Source organism: Sulfuricurvum sp. (assembly GCF_036279695.1).
Taxonomy (GTDB): Bacteria; Campylobacterota; Campylobacteria; order Campylobacterales; family Sulfurimonadaceae; genus Sulfuricurvum.
Genome location: NZ_DASUIQ010000106.1, coordinates 1 through 16,646 on the forward strand (window position 1 = coordinate 1; position 16,646 = coordinate 16,646).

The window sequence follows — 16,646 nt, forward strand, 5'->3', positions numbered from 1 at the left end:
TCGATGGATCATGTCGATATGGAGAAATTAAACAGCTTGGAGCATGAGCATATCGCGGAATGGTATATCAATGAGACCGAACATATCGTCGCGGTAAAATACCGTAAAGACATGGTTGAAGAAGAGGCTATTAAAGCGAAGATCCTTAAATAAATACGCGATGGGAGCAAAGCCCCCATTTCGCTACGCTAACGCTGAGTTTCCCTCGGCGGGAAGCCCACGCACGCTTGCGTGCTTTTTTTCTTTAACCTTATAATTTGATAACGCGAACCAGCGTCCCCGCTTCCAAATCCCCATCCTCTTCACCGCAGATCATAAGTCCCGCATTACCGAGAAGATTGGTCAAAATCGCAGAGCTTCCCGTCTTTTTCCCCTCAAAATCGACCCAATAACGCCCCTCTTCAAAAGAGAGGTTACACGCGGTAAATTCGCTTTTGTTCGAACGCTTGGCAAACGGAACTTTGAGGGTCGCTTCGATCACGTCGTAAGGATTTTCAACCCCCAACATCCGAGCAATCAGCGGTGCGGCGTAGAGGATAAACGTAACGGTCGATGAGTACGCAAACCCCGGCAAAGAGACGATAAATTTCGATCCCCGCTGAGCCACCATGACGTGTTGTCCCGGTTTGATGTTCACCCCTTTGAAGATCACTTCGGCACCCAGGCGCGGGACAATATGTTTGACGAAATCGTAATCGCCGACACTCACTCCACCCGTGCTCACGACGATGTCGCATGAACTTATCGCCTCTTCGAATCGCTCCATAATGGCGTGTTTATCGTCTCCGACGATCCCCATCTGAATACTCTCGCCTCCGAGAGAATCGACGAGGGCTTGGAGGGTGTAGCTGTTGGAGCTTCGGATCTGTCCCTCGTGACGCGCTGCTTCTCCGATGTCGAGAATCTCACTCCCCGTTGCGATAATCGCCACACGCGGACGCTGAGCGACACGGATCATCACTCGGTTGATCCCCGCCAATACGCCGATCTCAGCAAACCCTATCTTGGTTCCGCGCGGGATCAAAACTTCCCCCTCGCGGTAGCTTTCCCCGACCGGACGGACAGCAAATCCATGCGGAACCGCTTTTTCTATGATAATGCGTGATCCCTCGACACGAACGTTTTCGATCGGAATGAGAGTATCAGAGCCGCCTGGCATCAATGAACCGGTAAAGGTTTTGATACACGCCCCGCTCATCACGCCGCCGATTTCGTCGGCTCCGGCAGGGTTGTCACCCAGAATTTCGAGCGAATCACAAAGAGCCAAATCACTGTGAAGGATCGCATAGCCGTCCATTGCCGACGTTGGGTGGCTGGGATAATCGCCGTCCGCCACAATATCTTCGGCCAAAATACGACCCAGCGCAGAGGAGATAAAAACCCGCTCGCTTCGCACAGTGCCGATGCTCAGAAGAGAAATCATATTTTGGGAAGTCTCATACGAAATCATTGCTTACCTCCCAGAATCCCTGCCCCTGCAATCGCGGTAGAGCGATCACGCGCATAAAGGCGTTCACCGTTTTTCAGATCGTATTTCCAGATCGGAGCCGAAGCTTTGAAATCCTCAACAAACTGCTCGATCATCTCAAGCGCCACACGCCGTTTCGGAGAAAACACCGCCGCGATATAGGAGCTTTCATGCACCAATACATCACCTCGAGAGTGCGCCATTTTGAGCTTTGCCCCAAGAGCCTCAGCCTTTACTTGCCATGTGTCAAACCAACTGGATAAAATCGGCTCATACACATCGAAACTGAGTCCCTCGATCTCGTCTTCCTCACGTACCGTTCCGATAAAGGGTATATAGGCACCGTAGTTATACTCCGCTTCCTCAGCATACCATCGGGTGATGATTTCGGGGACATTCAGTCCCCCCTCATACAGCTCTAAAGTACTCATCCGCCGCACACCGGAGGAAGAAGCGATACTTTATCACCCGCTTTGAGAGGAGTATCGAGGGTTGCAACTAATGTATCATTGACCGCTACCGCACAGCTCTCTAGCCACTGCGCCATTTCACTGTCGTTTTTCAATGCTTCGGCAACATCGCGCAACGATGAAGCTTCCAGTGTTAGCGGTGCCTTTTGGATCGGTCCTAAAAATTCGATTGTTACCATTCTTCTATGTCTCTTTAGAGGATATTTATTGGGATGATTATATCGAATCCTCAATAACAGTCCCTTGTTAGCTATGGGTTAGTATAATTGCCTCAACTATTTCCAGAGAGGCTGTACGTGATTTTCGGAAAAATCGATTTTATAAACCTTTTGCCGTTCCACGTCTTCATCAAGCGTTACGCCCGAAGCACCCGATTTCATCAGAGCCTCCATTATCACAAAGGTGTCCCCTCAGCCCTCAACCGCGAGTTTGCCATGCGCCGAATCAATGCGGCGTTTATCTCCAGTATTACCGCCAAAAATTGCCATCACTTCGGCGTCGGAATCGTCGCACAACGTGAAGTGCTCAGCGTCCTCTCTCTCCCAAATGCCGACAAAGCGGATGAGGATTCGGCGACGTCCAACCTCCTTGCTCAGATTTTAGAGGTTCACGGAGAGGTACTGATCGGAGACAAAGCGCTTCGATACTATTACAGCGGAGGGGAGCATATCGATCTGGGAGGGCTTTGGCATGAACGGACAGGACTGCCGTTTGTTTTTGCCCTGCTGTGTACCCATCACCATAGTGATGAACTTCGCCGCCTCAGCCGCGCGTTTGTTATCAAAAAAGTGAAAATTCCCCACTATATCCTAATGGAAGCGTCCCGCCGAAGCGGACTTACCCCTGCGCAAATTATCCATTACCTAAAGTTTATCAGTTATAAGGTGGGCGTAAAAGAGGAGAAAGGGTATAAGAGGTTTGTGGGAGAGGCGAAAAAAAGAGGGTTAAATCCCTCTCTTTCAAAAATTAGATACTAAGTAGCGCATCGATTCGCGCTAACGTCTCATCGACTCCGATAATCGCCATAACGGTATCAAGTCCCGGTCCTGAGAGTTTCCCCATCAAGGCAACACGAAGCGGTTGACCGATTTTCCCGAAACCGATCTCTAACTGTGCGACGACTGATTCCATAACATGGTGATAATCGCTCGGCAAGTGGAGTTCTCCTCCGTTTTTGAGCGCTTCAGCGAAGGTTTGAAGGATCGCTTTGGACTCCTCTTTGTACCCTTTTTTGAGTGCCGCTTCATCAAATCCTGAGGGACGCACCAAAATCTCATTGATCTGCGCGGCCATCTCGACCAATGTTTTGGAGCGCTCTTTGAGGGCATCGAGCAAAATCTCGCGCTTATCATGGCTCACGAGCATCACTCCGTGAAACTCCAACAATTCGCACAGTTTGTCATTCGGCGTATTTTTGATGTAATGTGCATTGAGCCAGTCAAGTTTCTCGACATTGTACACCGAAGCCGAGCGGTTGATGTCGCTCGGATCGAACAGCTCCAGCATCTCTGCCATCGAGAAAATCTCTTGATCGCCGTGACTCCATCCCAAACGAACGAGGAAATTGAGCAACGCTTCGGGAGTGTAACCGAGTGTTTTGTATGCCATTACATCGGTCGCACCGTCACGTTTAGAGAGCTTTTTCCCCTCATGATTGTGGATCATCGGAACATGGAAAAAACGCGGTATTGCAAAGCCGAGTGCATCATAGACCACGATTTGTTTTGGGGTATTGGAGAGGTGATCGTCTCCGCGTATAACATCGGTCACCCCCATGAGGGCATCATCAACCGCGACAACGAAGTTATACGTCGGCGTACCGTCGGCACGGGCAATAATAAAATCATCCAAAATATCTTCGACGTTGAAAACAACATCCCCTTTGACACCGTCATGTACGGTAATCGATCCCTCTAGCGGCGCTTTGATACGGATAACCGCTTCACGACCCTCCGGAGGTGTCCCCGTAAAATCGCGGTAGCGGTTGTCGTATTTAGGGCGTTCTTTGCGAGCCGTCTGCTCTTCACGCAATGCATCGAGTTCTTCACGGCTCATGTAACATTTGTACGCTTTGCCGCTATCGAGGAGCTTTTGGGCATACTCTTGGTAGATCGCCAAGCGGCTTGATTGATACTCGATTGTCCCGTCATGCTCTAGTCCCACCCATTTGAACGCTTCGACAATCGCGAGAGCGGCGGCTTCATCGTTACGGCTAAAATCGGTATCTTCGATGCGGAGCAAAAACTTTCCGTTGTTACGGCGCGCCCAAAGGTAACTGAGAAGAGCGGTACGCAATCCGCCGATGTGTAAATATCCCGTCGGGCTTGGGGCAAATCTGGTTACTACCATGTTGTAAATCCTTTTTGGATGCAATTGCGCAATTTTAGTTAAGGCTATGTTAAAAGCGGGTAAAATAGGAAACTTTTGCATAGGAGCATCAATGCGTTCTCTCACCCTTTCGACTTTACTCGCCACCTTTTTATGGAGTGCTCCCATCGGCGGAGTGGCGGTACTTGTCAAAAACAGCCCTATCACCCTCTATGAAGTTCAACAAGAGATGAAACAAAGCGGGACCAGTGCTACTCAAAGCGCCGATAATCTGATCCGTAAAAAGCTCGAACAACTCGAAGCCTCAGAAAAAAAGATTACGGTCAGCTCCGCTGAAATCAATGAAGAACTTGCGCGAATGGCAGCCCAAAACAACCTCTCTACGGAGCAGTTTTTAAATGCCATGCAGAGCGTACGCGGGCTGAGCGAAAAAGATCTCAGAGCTAAAGTGGAAGAGAGTATCAAAGGACAAAAACTCTACAGCTCTATCGCTTTTTCTAAAATGAGCCAACCAAGTGCCGAAGAAGAGAATGAGTACTATCAACTCCATTTGGATGAGTTTTCACGACCTGAGAGTTTTGAAGTAACCACCTATGTATCCCCGTCTCAAGAAGCACTCGCCGCCAAAATCGCCGACCCTATGCGCCATATTGAAACGATTGAGAGTAAAGATGAAAGCATCCCTTCCTCTAAAATCAATCCCCAACTAGCTCAAATTCTCAATAAAATTCCGAACGGAAACTTCGGACCTATCCTTCCGAACGGGAAAAACGGTTTTATGTCTTTTTATATGCGAGATAAACTCAATGTAGTGACCGAACATGTCGATACACTGCGTCCGCAAATCGACAACATGATCATGGGGGAAAAACGAAATCAAGTCTTAAATGACTATTTTACCCGACTCCGCCTCAGCGCAGACATCAAAGTCTTACGTCTTCCATAACCCTCCGGTGGCTTACAAGGCCACCATCTCGTTGAGAATATCAAACAGCTCTACACTCGCTTTTTCAGCATTTTCAAAACACATGGCTATCGCTTTTGCATTTCGAATCGGATCTTCATTTAGTAGTTGCATCGCTTTTTTCACCTCCTCATGAACCTTTTTATGCGGTTCCAATAATCGTCCGTATGCAGGAGAAGAAGAAAATACATTCTTACCATCACCCGATTCATACCAGCGCCCGAGCGCACATCCGTGGTGATCACCGAACTCTTTGCTCACTTTCCCCTCAAAACCTGCGGCATAGGCGTTATTTTTGAAAATCATATGGTCAATTTTTGCCATATTGGTGAATATCTCATAGCTAATAGCTTGGCTATCCTCTTTAATCCGATCAACATTTTGGATCAATTTCGCCATTCCCGTTTTAAACTGATCGAGTTTTTGGGCGGAATCGACGGCGTAGCCCTCAACCCGTTCGCTGTTCTCCAACATCCCTATCGAATTTTGTTTGAGGACACTAATATTCGCTTCGACTTCACTCGTTGCTTTCTGCGTTCGCTCAGCCAGTTTACGAACTTCATCGGCAACGACGGCAAATCCACGCCCATGTTCCCCTGCACGCGCCGCTTCGATCGCCGCATTAAGAGCCAATAGATTGGTTTGATCCGAAATATCTTTGATCAAAGTAATAACATTGGAAATTTCGCTCACATTGTGATTGAGCTGTTCCGAATTGGCGCGCGAATCGTTAATCATCTCCGTGATTTTGGACATACTCCCAATAATCTCATCGGTTTGAGTACTCACACTGTCGACAACATCTCCCGTATCATGATTGAGACTATTGACCAATTGCAAGTTTTTAATATTACTCTCCAGAGAGCTTCGGAGATTCCCTGAATTATGGATCGAACCTTGAATCATCTGGTGAGCCAATGTCAAAGACATCTCATTTTTTGCCACCTGCTCTTCCGATTTACTCTTGGCATTCATCGCCTCATTCGCCCTCTCTTCTGCGACTTTGGCGATTTTTTCAACTTTTTCGATAAAGATATTAAAACTCATCGCCGCCTTACCGATCTCATCATTGGATGCTACTTTGAGCCGTTTACTCAAATCGGCATCCCCGCTCGCCAATTCTTGCGCAATCGTATCCAGATTTTGAATCGGTTCCGTAACCGCTCTACGTACGATTATAATCAATAATATTAAAAGGAGCCCATTCATACCCGTCATAATGACGGCTTGACGCAACAGTGAATTTTTTGAATGGTTGATCAAATTTTCGACCGCTTCCAATTTTTTGGCTGAAAAAGCATATCCTACCGATTCGCCGGAAAAATCTTTAATCGCTATCGGTTCAACATAGTAATTAGCCGTCGTAAATGACCCTTTTTTAGGGTCAAATTCACTTTTACCCAGTTCAGACAAAAATCCCTTATCTACCACGTCCTCTTTTACCGCTAAGGTAAATTCTTTCCCTATCTTAGGAGCATCGCTAAGCTCTTTTGCATTTTCTAAATAACGATTATCCAGTACTATGACCAGCTCGGTTCCAAAATTTTGACGCGTATCTTTGATGATCGAATTAAGCCCTTGCATAAACTCAACCGATCCTACATACTCTCCCGATAAAATAATAGGGGCAATTCCTCGCAGTTCCAAGCCGGCGACCCCAACTTCAATCGCGACAAGAGGTTTTTGTGTCTCTTTCACTTTGAGAATACTTTTTCGAAAACCGCTCAAATCATCCCCAAATTTTTCCGGCTTCCACACCCGTAAAAAACTGTGAACATCGCGATCATGTACATGAATCTTGATATTTCCGAATTTGGTATTCTCTTTAAACTCATTCGAAAGTGATTTAAGACTCTTGAGTGTCCCCTCACGATCTCCGCTTACAAGTCCATTTATTACGGCACTATTTTTAGAAATACCGATGGCATTGGTAATACCGACACTGTTTTTGGCCTCAATCGCCTCATTAAACACGGTCGTCATCTCTTTGGATTGGCTCACATAAATATCGTCTCGGATCTCCCCTACTGAGAGCCAATAGTTAATCAATACGATCACAAATCCGATCAGTATCGAAGCGATTAGAGGGATATATACTTTTTGTGCAACGGTCATATTTTTCAAGATCGCTCCTTGCTTGTTTCTATAAGGTTAAAAACAGGACAGTATCCTAGTTGCATTAAGTATATTGATGTTTCACTAAGAAGAAATTGAAATGGTGGAAGAAAAGATTAATTACAACGGCGATTAGCCGTTGTAGTTTTCGAGGTATTTGGTATCGAAGTTGTTATTGATGAAATCAGGGTTTTGCATCATTTTCATGTGAAAAGGGATCGTTGTTTTAATCCCTGTAATCGTAAACTCGCTCAACGCTCGGTGCATCCGCGCGATCGCATCGTTACGATCCGTTCCGTAAACGATCAGTTTGCCGATCATAGAATCGTAGGTAGGAGGAACGATATATCCTCCGTGTGCATGTGAATCTACACGGACATTACGTCCGCCCGGAGCGATCCATTGAGTGATTTTCCCCGGACACGGCAAGAATTTAACCGGATCTTCGGCGGTAATACGACACTCGATTGAGTGCCCTTTGAGGGTAACGCTCTCCTGTGGAGGAAGCGCTTCACCTTCCGCGACACGAATCATCATTTCGATCAAATCCAACCCGCTCACCATCTCAGAGACACAGTGTTCTACTTGAAGACGGGTATTCATCTCCATGAAATAGAACTTTTTATCGGCATCGAGGAGGTATTCAAACGTCCCCGCACCCTCGTATTTGATGTATTTGGTTGCGCGAACGGCTGAAGCGTGCAACTCGGCACGGATTTCAGGGGTCAATGCTACCGCAGGTGACTCTTCGATCAATTTTTGGTGACGGCGCTGCATCGAGCAGTCACGTTCACCGATATGAAGTACATTGCCGTGGCTGTCCGCAATCACCTGCACTTCGATATGGCGAGGATTTTTGATGAATTTCTCCATGTAAATCGTACCATCACCGAATGCGCCGATCGCTTCGGCCTCTGCGGCTAAGAAAGCATTTTCGATATAGCTCTCGTCTTCAACGACACGCATACCGCGTCCGCCGCCGCCTGCTGCAGCTTTAAGGATAACCGGATAACCGACCTCTTTGGCACGCACTTTGGCTTCGGCAATATCTTTGATCGCACCGTCAGACCCCGGAACAACCGGAACACCGGCTGCGATCATGACATCTTTCGCTTTGGATTTATCGGACATCATCACCATAACTTCAGGTGTCGGTCCGATAAATTTGATCCCGTGATGGGTACAGATCTCTACGAAATGTTGATTTTCAGACAAAAACCCGTATCCCGGAAATACCGCATCGCATCCGCTGATTTCGCACGCGGCGATAATAGCGGGGATATTGAGATAACTTTGAGAGCTTGGAGCCCCACCGATACAAATAGCGGCATCGGCAAGCTTCAGATACGAAGCCTCTTTATCGGCAGTGGAGTAAACGGCTACCGCTTCCTTACCCATCTCTTTGATTGTACGAATGGCACGAAGCGCGATTTCACCGCGGTTCGCGACTAAAATACGTTTGATTTCCGCCATGGTTTAGAGCTTCTTAACAGCATAAAGCGGCATATCGTATTCAACCGCTTGAGCATCGGAAACCAATACACTGAGTATTTCACAATCAAATTCGGCTTCAAGCTCATTCATGATTTTCATCGCTTCCAAAACAGCGATCACTTGCCCTTTTTTAACGCGGTCGCCCACTTTTACAAACGGAGCCGAATCAGGAGATGGAGCCGCATAAAATGTCCCCACCATCGGAGAAAGGATCATATCACCGGTTAGAACTGCCGCCGGAGCTGCTGCTTCTACCGCAACCGATTGTGCGGCAGGAGCCGCTGCTACTGCAACCGGAGCTGCCATCATAGGTGCGGCAACCACACCGATATTTTTTTCAAGTTCAATCGAAAAAGCGTCTTGAGTAATTTTTAATTTTGAAAGAGAACTTGCGTCAAACTCTTGCAAAAGGGCTTTAATTTGTTTCATATCCATCGGAAAATGCTCCTAAAAGTAGGGTAATAGATGTGTTATACTACCATAAATAAAATTAACAATGGATTGAAGATGGGTCTAAAAAGCGACGGATGGATACGGGAAAAGGCATTAAATGAGGGGATGATCTCCCCATTTTGCGAAGATCAAGTGGGAGTGGGAGTCGTCAGTTACGGGCTTAGTTCGTACGGTTATGATATTCGTGTGACGAATGAATTCAAGATTTTTACCAATCTAAATTCAACCGTTGTCGATCCGAAACACTTCGATGACATGAATGTTGTCGATTTCACGGGTGACGTGTGTATCGTCCCGCCGAACTCATTTGCATTGGCACGTACGGTAGAGTATTTTAAAATTCCCCGCGACGTATTGGCGATCTGTTTGGGTAAATCGACCTATGCGCGTTGCGGTATCATCGTTAACGTCACTCCGTTTGAACCGGAGTTTGAAGGGCATATCACGATCGAAATTTCCAACACGACCCCTCTTCCGGCAAAAATTTACGCCAATGAGGGGATCGCCCAAGTCCTCTTTTTACAAGGGGACGAGATGTGCGAAACCTCTTATAAAGATAAGAGCGGCAAATATCAAGGGCAAGAGGGGATCACTCTTCCGCGGATTTTAAATTAACTAATGATACAATTGCGCTAAATTTCCACGCAAGGACACTTGAATGTTGCACGAATATCGCGATGTTATCACCCATATGAAGCAAAATGATGCGGCAAACGCCCACTTTTTGAAAATTTTCGATCGCCACAACGATCTTGACAACCAAATTACCAAAGCTGAAAACGGTGAGATTCCATTGAGCGATCTTGAACTTGAAAAACTCAAAAAAGAGAAATTGCTCCTTAAAGACGAAGCATACGGAATGATCATCGCCTACAAAAAAGAGCACAACCTCTAAATCTACGTATTTGAACGCCAAGGGAATAGATCCCTTTGGCTACGCTTGCCGCTGTGGCACTAAAGATTGCCTCTTCGAGGCAGATTTTCCTTCTTGAACTTCTTTTAAATTTACTTTTTAGCTTTAAATGGATACGATTTATTTTTTCTGATTTTATCTTGTGAGGTTCTTATGAAAACTTCGTATACCGCGTTAGCCGATTTCGGGCGGGCATTGCTCAAACGTCCAACCCTTTCCGAGGGTCTCCCTATGATCTCTGAGTATGCCAAAGCGGTAAGCGGGGCGGAACGCTGCTCCATTTTTATCTATAATCCGAAAATACAAATGCTTTGGACCACATTAGCCGACGGCATCGAGAAGATCATGGTTCACAAAGATGACGGAATCGTGGGAAACACACTTAAAGAGGGAAAACCTATATTGGTTAATAACCCGTATGAAGATGAGCGGTTTTTACACACCATTGATAATAAAACAGGTTTCGTCACCGAAAACATCGCATCCATCCCGATTTTTGATTCCAATCGCCACATCATCGGGGTTTTCCAGCTTTTGAATAAACCGGGCGGTTTCTCCGCTGAAGATGCCAAGTTCATGATCTTTTTTGCCCACTATATCAGCGGTTATTTAGAGCTTGCTATGCTCTTTGACGATGAAGCATCATTACTAGCCAAGGGGATTGAATGAGTTTAGAAATATACAAACGGATTGCCGATTTCGGTAAAAAACTAAGCGGGCTTGATCATATCGAAGAGGCACTTCCGACCATCTCCGAAGAGGCCAAAGCGATTGTCAATGCCGAGCGGTGTTCTATCTTTATGGTCGATAGAGAGGGGGAAATGCTTTGGACAAAACTCAGTGACGGCATCGGACGGATCGCTATCGGTATCGATTCGGGAATCGTCGGCGATACCGTTCAAAAAAAGGCGGCTCAACTCGTCAACACACCGTACGAAGATAGCCGATTCTTAGCCAAGATCGATGAAAAAAGCGGTTTCGTTACCCGCAATATTCTTGCTATCCCAATTTTTAGCTCTCGCCAAGAGGTGATCGGGGTTATTCAGCTCCTTAACAAATATCACGGCGATTTTGACGAAAAAGATGAGGGGATAATGAGCTTTTTTGCCAACTATATCAGTGGAACGTTGGAGCTGGCACTACTCATGGAGAAAAAATAGGGTTACAATAATTCCCGCTTTATCCAGTGGCTGAGGACATAGAGTCCCCAGACATGTTGTTTAAATTTTCCACGACGTGCCAAATCCAAATATTCTTCGATAACTTCGGGATAAAAAAGCCCCGTTTTATCATTCACTTCCCGTATCAATTCTAACCGTCCAGAAGCAATCAACCACTCCATGTAAGGGTTAGCAAACCCTTTTTTACGACGGTCTATGATCTCATCGCTGAGATAGTTTCGGGCGATTTGTTTGAGAAGCGTTTTACTCTCCCCATCCCCGATACGCAAAGCCGGATCAATAGAGAGTACCGTTTCGGCAAGACGATGATCCAAAAACGGTGTCCGAGCTTCGAGGGTATGCGCCATCGAGACCCGATCAAGCTTGGTGAGAAAATGCTCCCCGACGAAAAGTTTTAAATCGATCATGCTATACCATAAGCTCGGCTCACGGTGTCCGCTTTGCTCAAATTCGTCTCGATATTTCTGTAAAAATCGGAGCGATTCGTTATCCCGAACATTACGACGAAAGAGTTTATTTTGCTGCAAATCGGTGAATTTTTCCCCCGAGGTGCGAAACAGTAACGACTCATCAAATACCCGTTTGTACCACTCCCATTCGCGGTTCATCGAAAAATGGCTGTGAAAATATTTTTTGAGCCAGTTTTTGTGGTGCAAGGAAGCGGCTTTTTCGATGTCGAGATATTCGAAATACTGCCGATACCCTAAAAATAGTTCATCCGAACCCTCGCCACTTAGGACAACTTTGTACCCCTCCTCACCGATTTTTTTCATCAACAGATACAGAGGCAACGCGGCAGGATCGTTGAGCGGTTCATCCATGTGGGTCAACAGTTCATCCAAATGGGTATCGAAATCGTTTTGGCTAATGATCACTTCGGTGTGATCCAACCCCAGATACTGTGCCGTTACAGCCGCATTTGCCCTCTCGTCATACGCACCGTATTCATCGTAACCAAGGGTAAAGACGGGGAGTTTTTTACCTTGCGCTGAAGCTATCGCGCAAATCATCGCACTGTCCAAACCGCCCGAAAGGAGTGCGGCCATCGGTGCTCTAGTATCAAGCCGCATAGAAACAGAGCGATGTAGCTCTTTTTCGATCTTCTGCAAAGCAGCATTATTATCCATTATCGTTGAAGAACGGGTATTGAGGGGATGATAGTAACGGTGTTTGGTGATGGTGCCATTTTCTGCGCAGAGCCACTCACCGCTTTCTAATTTTTCAATCCCCTCATAAAAGGTATGGGGCGGGGCTGGGGCTAAAAAAGAGAGATAGGAGTGAAGTGCTTCATTATTCATCCGCACTGAAGAGAGAAACGGTTTAATCGCTTTGATCTCCGAGGCGAAGACAAAAGCCTCTTTGCTCTGATGATAAAAGAGGGGCTTTTTCCCGAATCGATCTCTCACGAGATAACATTTTTCTCCGTCAATAAGGGCAAACGCAAACATCCCCTCCAGACGCTCAATACATCCGATCCCCCACTGCTCATACGCGGCCAAAATGACTTCGGTATCGCTATGTGTTTCCCAATGATAATGACCAAGCTGCTCACGCAACGCTTTATGGTTGTAAATTTCGCCGTTAAAACTGACGAGAACCGCGCCGCGTCCCATCGGCTGATGGGAACGAGAGTGTGCATCGGTAATAGAGAGGCGCTGGTGAGCTAAAAAAAGATTTTTTTTCTCAACGATACCGCAATGATCGCGTCCTCTGTGTGAGAGTAGTTGGAGCGCTTCACGCGCTTTATGCGGGCTATAATCACCGATAATTCCAAATACTCCGCACACAAAAACCCTTTTTTTCGCAATTATACGATATCCGAAGCGAATAATGCCCTAAGAAAATTTTTGCCTTAAATATCTTATAATCTATCTACTAATATTACCATCAAAATTTAGCAAGGAAACAACCGTTTTATGTACCTCTTTACCTCCGAAGTCGTCTCCCCAGGGCATCCCGATAAATGCGCCGACATTATTGCCGATAGCATCGTCGATCGCCTCATCATCGGTGATCCGAAAAGCCGTGTCGCCAGTGAAGTCTTCGTAGCCGGCAAACATGTTGTTATCGGAGGAGAAGTTACCTCCAATGTTCAACTCAGTACCAAAGAGTACAAACATATCGCCATCGATGCCCTTAAAAAGATCGGCTACAACGGTCACCCTCACTTCACTCGCGAAGAGTGTCTCCATCCTGAGGATGTAGAGGTTCAGGTCCTTCTCAACCGTCAGTCTCCTGACATCAACCAAGGGGTTGACCAAGAAGACGGTGAAACCGGTGCAGGGGATCAGGGGATCATGTTCGGGTATGCCGATTGTGAAACGGCAAACTATATGCCAAGTGCTATCACCTATGCACGGATGCTCATGGAGAAAGTGTATCACTACGCCCTCGCCCATCCTCATAAACTGGGTGTCGATATTAAAACCCAAGTGACTATGGACTACGGGGTTAAAGACAACTTTGAAAACTGTAACCCCCAATCGATCCATACCATCGTCATCTCCGCTCCGTGTGTTAACACGATGAGCATCGAGTCCGTGCGTGAACTCATCATGGAGCTGATCCTCGATACGGGATTACCGACCAATCTTTTTGACCCTAAAAAGTGCATCATCCACATCAATCCGACAGGTAAATACGTCTCACATTCCAGTCTCCATGACAGCGGTTTAACGGGGCGTAAACTTATCGTCGATAGTTTTGGCGGATATGCCCCGATCGGCGGCGGTGCCCAAAGTTCTAAAGATTATACGAAAGTTGACCGTTCAGGATTGTATGCGGGACGCTGGATCGCCAAACATATCGTAGCCGCAGGGTTAGCGAAAAAAGCGATTGTTCAGATCAGCTACGCAATCGGGGTTGCCAAACCGACTTCTGTCGCCGTGGATACCAGCGGTACCTGCATCGATGGGGTTAATGATGACATTCTCTCGTCGTTTGTTCACGATAACTTCCCCCTCACCCCTAACTGGATTACTCGTAAATTCGATCTTGACCACCCCAGCGAAGCAACATTTCTCTATGCCGATGTCGCAAGCCGCGGTCAAGTAGGTCAAAGCGACTACCCGTGGGAAAAGCTTGATGAACTTGAAAAGTTTGAGAGATTGAAACATTGAAAATTTATTGTCACAATTTCTTGTCATTAGTGAAATTGGACAAAAGGGTACGTCTATGAAACCAAAACTTCTCCTCATAGGCGGCGGCGGGCATTGCAGGTCTCTAATCGACGTCATTGAAACCGAGGGGAAATTTGAGATTTTCGGGATTATCGATATTCCCGAAAAAATCGGAGAAATCGTACTCGGTTACGAGATAATCGGTTCCAATGAAGATTTAAAACGTTTAAGAGGTGAATGTAGCTATGCGTTGATCGCCTTCGGTCAAATCAAGTCCCCCGACGGTCGTATCCGTATGTTTGAACACTTAAAAACAATGGGGTATAAACTCCCTACCGTTATATCCCCTAGAGCGTATGTTTCCAAACATGCCCATATCGGTGAGGGGAGCGTCATTTTCCATGATGCGCTCATCAACGCCAATGCCGCTGTCGGCGACAACTGTATCATCAACACCAAAGCACTCATCGAACACGACTCCATCATCGGTGATCATTGCCATATTTCGACGGGTGCTATTGTCAACGGGGAAACGGTTATCAAGCGGGGGAGTTTTTTCGGAAGCAACGCCGTATCAAAAGAGGTAACTCTGATTGAAGAACGATCCTTTATCAAAGCGGGAAGTGTGGCAAAATGAGCATTTTCATCATAGCCGAAGCGCTAATTGATGCTACTACACCGATATAGGACTCCGATGAAACCGATAGATGCCATTAAACTCTCGCTAACCTCTACCATCCGAGACGCTTTGCAAATCATCAACAACGGTGCGATGCAGATGGCAGTTGTGGTCAATTCAGAGGGGAAACTTTTGGGAACCGTCACTGATGGAGATATACGTCGTGGACTGTTGAACAATCTGCGTCTTGAAGATAGCGTTGAAACGATACTCCACACCACCCCGACCGTAGCAACGCTCAGCGATACCAAAGAGGATATCCTCCAAAAAGCGCTCGCTAAAAAACTGCATCAAATTCCGATCGTCGATGAAGAATACCGTGTTTTAGGGATCCAAGAGATCAATGATCTGATCAAGCCCGCTACCAAGCCTAATATGGTGGTACTGATGGTGGGAGGATTGGGAAGCCGCCTTCGACCTCTGACCGAAGAGACCCCAAAACCGATGCTCAAAGTCGGGAACAAGCCGATACTGCAAACCATTGTGGAAAAATTTGCCGAATACGGGTTTAACGAGATCGTCCTATGCGTCAATTATAAATCGCACATCATCCAAGACTATTTCGGGGACGGAAGCGCCTTTGGGGTGAATATCACCTACATCTTTGAAGAGGAACGGATGGGAACGGCAGGGGCGCTCAGCCTTCTTACAACCCTCCCAAATGAGCCTTTTTTCGTGATGAACGGCGATTTGCTCACCAATATCAATTTTGATCATCTATGCAATTATCATCTCACCCAAAATGCGATGGCAACAATGTGTGTCCGCGAATACGATTTCCAAGTCCCTTATGGGGTGGTGAATATGGAGGGCAATACGATCCTCTCTATTCAAGAAAAACCGGTTCATAAATTCTTTGTGAGTGCCGGAATCTATATGCTCAATCCCGACGTTATCCGATACATCCCGAAAAATCAGTTTTACGATATGCCCTCTTTGTTTGAAGCTCTCATCCAACAAGACCAAAAAGCGGTCTCATTCCCGATACGGGAATATTGGCTCGACATCGGTCAGATGGAGGAGTATGAACGTGCCAATCAAGAGTATGCGGGTGTGTTTCAGTGAAAGCGCTCATCGTCGGATACGGTTCTATCGGTCAACGACACTATGATGTCCTCTCCTCGATGGGAGTCTTTGATGCGATCCATGTCGTCACCTCTCAAACATTTCAGACGACAACGACATTTACAACCTTAGAATCGGTCCCCGATATTGCGACCTATGACTATTTCGTGATTGCATCGGAAACCAATAAACACCTTTCCCAGCTCCTCTATCTCGATTCCCACGTCAAAAACAAAACCATTTTATGCGAAAAACCCCTTTTTGATACATACCACAACACCGAACTCCTCAGTAACGCTATTTATGTCGGTTATGTGTTGCGTTTTCACCCGATTTTTGAGCGGATCAAATCCCGCTTGGGCACCGAAACCCCAATCGCCGTATCCATCAAATCAGG

The 16,646-nt window shown here is 46.5% G+C and carries 18 protein-coding genes; 10 read left to right on the forward strand and 8 right to left on the reverse strand.

Going from position 1 to position 16,646, the window contains the following annotated elements; translation table 11 throughout:
* Positions 1-250: 250 nt before the first annotated feature.
* From glp to VFW36_RS10395, 3 genes are read right to left on the reverse strand one after another with little or no spacing between them, the layout of a single operon-like run.
* Positions 251-1,450, reverse strand: a complete 1,200-nt coding sequence (glp, locus tag VFW36_RS10385) for a gephyrin-like molybdotransferase Glp (protein ID WP_329658743.1) — start codon at positions 1,448-1,450, stop codon at positions 251-253.
* Positions 1,447-1,899: a molybdenum cofactor biosynthesis protein MoaE gene (locus VFW36_RS10390; protein WP_329658744.1), complete on the reverse strand. Its 453-nt coding sequence runs from the start codon at positions 1,897-1,899 to the stop codon at positions 1,447-1,449. The genes glp and VFW36_RS10390 overlap by 4 nt, the downstream gene beginning before the upstream one ends.
* A complete protein-coding gene (locus VFW36_RS10395) occupies positions 1,896-2,117 on the reverse strand; it encodes a MoaD/ThiS family protein (protein WP_329658745.1) in 222 nt (73 codons plus the stop codon). Before VFW36_RS10395 ends, VFW36_RS10390 begins: the two co-directional genes overlap by 4 nt.
* A gap of 117 nt (positions 2,118-2,234) precedes the next feature.
* Here VFW36_RS10395 and VFW36_RS10400 point away from each other — a divergent pair, with 117 nt between their 5' ends.
* On the forward strand, positions 2,235-2,915 hold the full coding sequence (locus VFW36_RS10400; RefSeq protein WP_329658746.1) for an MqnA/MqnD/SBP family protein: 681 nt from the start codon (positions 2,235-2,237) through the stop codon (positions 2,913-2,915).
* On the opposite strand, the gene gltX is transcribed toward VFW36_RS10400, so the two are convergent.
* A complete protein-coding gene (gene gltX / locus VFW36_RS10405; RefSeq protein WP_329658747.1) occupies positions 2,905-4,287 on the reverse strand; it encodes a glutamate--tRNA ligase in 1,383 nt (460 codons plus the stop codon). The two genes, VFW36_RS10400 and gltX, sit on opposite strands and share 11 nt — an antisense overlap.
* A gap of 91 nt (positions 4,288-4,378) precedes the next feature.
* Here gltX and VFW36_RS10410 point away from each other — a divergent pair, with 91 nt between their 5' ends.
* Positions 4,379-5,212 carry a peptidylprolyl isomerase gene (locus tag VFW36_RS10410; RefSeq protein ID WP_329658748.1) on the forward strand — a complete coding sequence of 278 codons (834 nt, stop codon included), beginning with the start codon at positions 4,379-4,381 and terminating at the stop codon, positions 5,210-5,212.
* Positions 5,213-5,224: 12 nt separating this feature from the next.
* On the opposite strand, the gene VFW36_RS10415 is transcribed toward VFW36_RS10410, so the two are convergent.
* The 3 genes from VFW36_RS10415 to accB all read right to left on the reverse strand — a co-directional run bounded on the left by VFW36_RS10415 (position 5,225) and on the right by accB (position 9,274).
* Entirely contained in the window at positions 5,225-7,345 is a 2,121-nt protein-coding gene (locus tag VFW36_RS10415; protein WP_329658759.1) for a methyl-accepting chemotaxis protein, read from the reverse strand.
* Between the two features lie 132 nt (positions 7,346-7,477).
* A complete protein-coding gene (locus tag VFW36_RS10420; protein ID WP_329658749.1) occupies positions 7,478-8,818 on the reverse strand; it encodes an acetyl-CoA carboxylase biotin carboxylase subunit in 1,341 nt (446 codons plus the stop codon).
* Between the two features lie 3 nt (positions 8,819-8,821).
* Complete coding sequence (gene accB, locus VFW36_RS10425; protein ID WP_329658750.1) at positions 8,822-9,274, reverse strand: acetyl-CoA carboxylase biotin carboxyl carrier protein; 453 nt, start codon at positions 9,272-9,274, stop codon at positions 8,822-8,824.
* A 72-nt stretch (positions 9,275-9,346) separates the two neighbouring features.
* On the opposite strand from accB, the gene dcd reads away from it, so the two are divergent.
* From dcd to VFW36_RS10445, 4 genes are all read left to right on the forward strand, one after another.
* A complete protein-coding gene (gene dcd, locus VFW36_RS10430) occupies positions 9,347-9,907 on the forward strand; it encodes a dCTP deaminase (RefSeq protein ID WP_015654670.1) in 561 nt (186 codons plus the stop codon).
* A gap of 43 nt (positions 9,908-9,950) precedes the next feature.
* Positions 9,951-10,187, forward strand: coding sequence for a YdcH family protein (locus VFW36_RS10435; RefSeq protein ID WP_329658751.1), 237 nt, complete (start codon positions 9,951-9,953; stop codon positions 10,185-10,187).
* A gap of 171 nt (positions 10,188-10,358) precedes the next feature.
* Positions 10,359-10,874, forward strand: a complete 516-nt coding sequence (locus tag VFW36_RS10440; RefSeq protein WP_329658752.1) for a GAF domain-containing protein — start codon at positions 10,359-10,361, stop codon at positions 10,872-10,874.
* Positions 10,871-11,365, forward strand: coding sequence for a GAF domain-containing protein (locus VFW36_RS10445; RefSeq protein WP_329658753.1), 495 nt, complete (start codon positions 10,871-10,873; stop codon positions 11,363-11,365). Before VFW36_RS10440 ends, VFW36_RS10445 begins: the two co-directional genes overlap by 4 nt.
* A 2-nt stretch (positions 11,366-11,367) precedes the next feature.
* Here the strand turns inward: VFW36_RS10445 and asnB are convergent, their stop codons facing one another.
* Positions 11,368-13,173: an asparagine synthase (glutamine-hydrolyzing) gene (gene asnB / locus VFW36_RS10450; RefSeq protein WP_329658754.1), complete on the reverse strand. Its 1,806-nt coding sequence runs from the start codon at positions 13,171-13,173 to the stop codon at positions 11,368-11,370.
* 129 nt (positions 13,174-13,302) lie between these two features.
* Here asnB and metK point away from each other — a divergent pair, with 129 nt between their 5' ends.
* The 4 genes from metK to VFW36_RS10470 all read left to right on the forward strand — a co-directional run.
* Positions 13,303-14,505 carry a methionine adenosyltransferase gene (gene metK / locus VFW36_RS10455; protein WP_329658755.1) on the forward strand — a complete coding sequence of 401 codons (1,203 nt, stop codon included), beginning with the start codon at positions 13,303-13,305 and terminating at the stop codon, positions 14,503-14,505.
* 55 nt (positions 14,506-14,560) lie between these two features.
* Positions 14,561-15,142 (forward strand): acetyltransferase, encoded by a 582-nt coding sequence (locus VFW36_RS10460; protein WP_329658756.1) that lies wholly within the window; start codon positions 14,561-14,563, stop codon positions 15,140-15,142.
* A 57-nt stretch (positions 15,143-15,199) separates the two neighbouring features.
* Positions 15,200-16,249 (forward strand): nucleotidyltransferase family protein, encoded by a 1,050-nt coding sequence (locus tag VFW36_RS10465; RefSeq protein ID WP_329658757.1) that lies wholly within the window; start codon positions 15,200-15,202, stop codon positions 16,247-16,249.
* Positions 16,246-16,646 (forward strand): Gfo/Idh/MocA family oxidoreductase (locus tag VFW36_RS10470; protein ID WP_329658758.1); only part of this gene is annotated, 401 nt, incomplete at its 3' end. The genes VFW36_RS10465 and VFW36_RS10470, both read left to right, overlap by 4 nt.

Bases quoted from the DNA above. Each gene is read 5' to 3' on its own strand.
- VFW36_RS10420 (WP_329658749.1), bottom strand. From the start codon at position 8,818: ATGGCGGAAATCAAACGTATTTTAGTCGCGAACCGCGGTGAAATCGCG.
- VFW36_RS10435 (WP_329658751.1), top strand. From the start codon at position 9,951: ATGTTGCACGAATATCGCGATGTTATCACCCATATGAAGCAAAATGAT.
- VFW36_RS10445 (WP_329658753.1), top strand. From the start codon at position 10,871: ATGAGTTTAGAAATATACAAACGGATTGCCGATTTCGGTAAAAAACTA.
- VFW36_RS10460 (WP_329658756.1), top strand. From the start codon at position 14,561: ATGAAACCAAAACTTCTCCTCATAGGCGGCGGCGGGCATTGCAGGTCT.
- glp (WP_329658743.1), bottom strand. From the start codon at position 1,450: ATGATTTCGTATGAGACTTCCCAAAATATGATTTCTCTTCTGAGCATC.
- metK (WP_329658755.1), top strand. From the start codon at position 13,303: ATGTACCTCTTTACCTCCGAAGTCGTCTCCCCAGGGCATCCCGATAAA.
- VFW36_RS10415 (WP_329658759.1), bottom strand. From the start codon at position 7,345: ATGACCGTTGCACAAAAAGTATATATCCCTCTAATCGCTTCGATACTG.
- gltX (WP_329658747.1), bottom strand. From the start codon at position 4,287: ATGGTAGTAACCAGATTTGCCCCAAGCCCGACGGGATATTTACACATC.
- dcd (WP_015654670.1), top strand. From the start codon at position 9,347: ATGGGTCTAAAAAGCGACGGATGGATACGGGAAAAGGCATTAAATGAG.
- VFW36_RS10440 (WP_329658752.1), top strand. From the start codon at position 10,359: ATGAAAACTTCGTATACCGCGTTAGCCGATTTCGGGCGGGCATTGCTC.
- VFW36_RS10395 (WP_329658745.1), bottom strand. From the start codon at position 2,117: ATGGTAACAATCGAATTTTTAGGACCGATCCAAAAGGCACCGCTAACA.
- VFW36_RS10465 (WP_329658757.1), top strand. From the start codon at position 15,200: ATGAAACCGATAGATGCCATTAAACTCTCGCTAACCTCTACCATCCGA.
- VFW36_RS10410 (WP_329658748.1), top strand. From the start codon at position 4,379: ATGCGTTCTCTCACCCTTTCGACTTTACTCGCCACCTTTTTATGGAGT.
- VFW36_RS10390 (WP_329658744.1), bottom strand. From the start codon at position 1,899: ATGAGTACTTTAGAGCTGTATGAGGGGGGACTGAATGTCCCCGAAATC.
- accB (WP_329658750.1), bottom strand. From the start codon at position 9,274: ATGGATATGAAACAAATTAAAGCCCTTTTGCAAGAGTTTGACGCAAGT.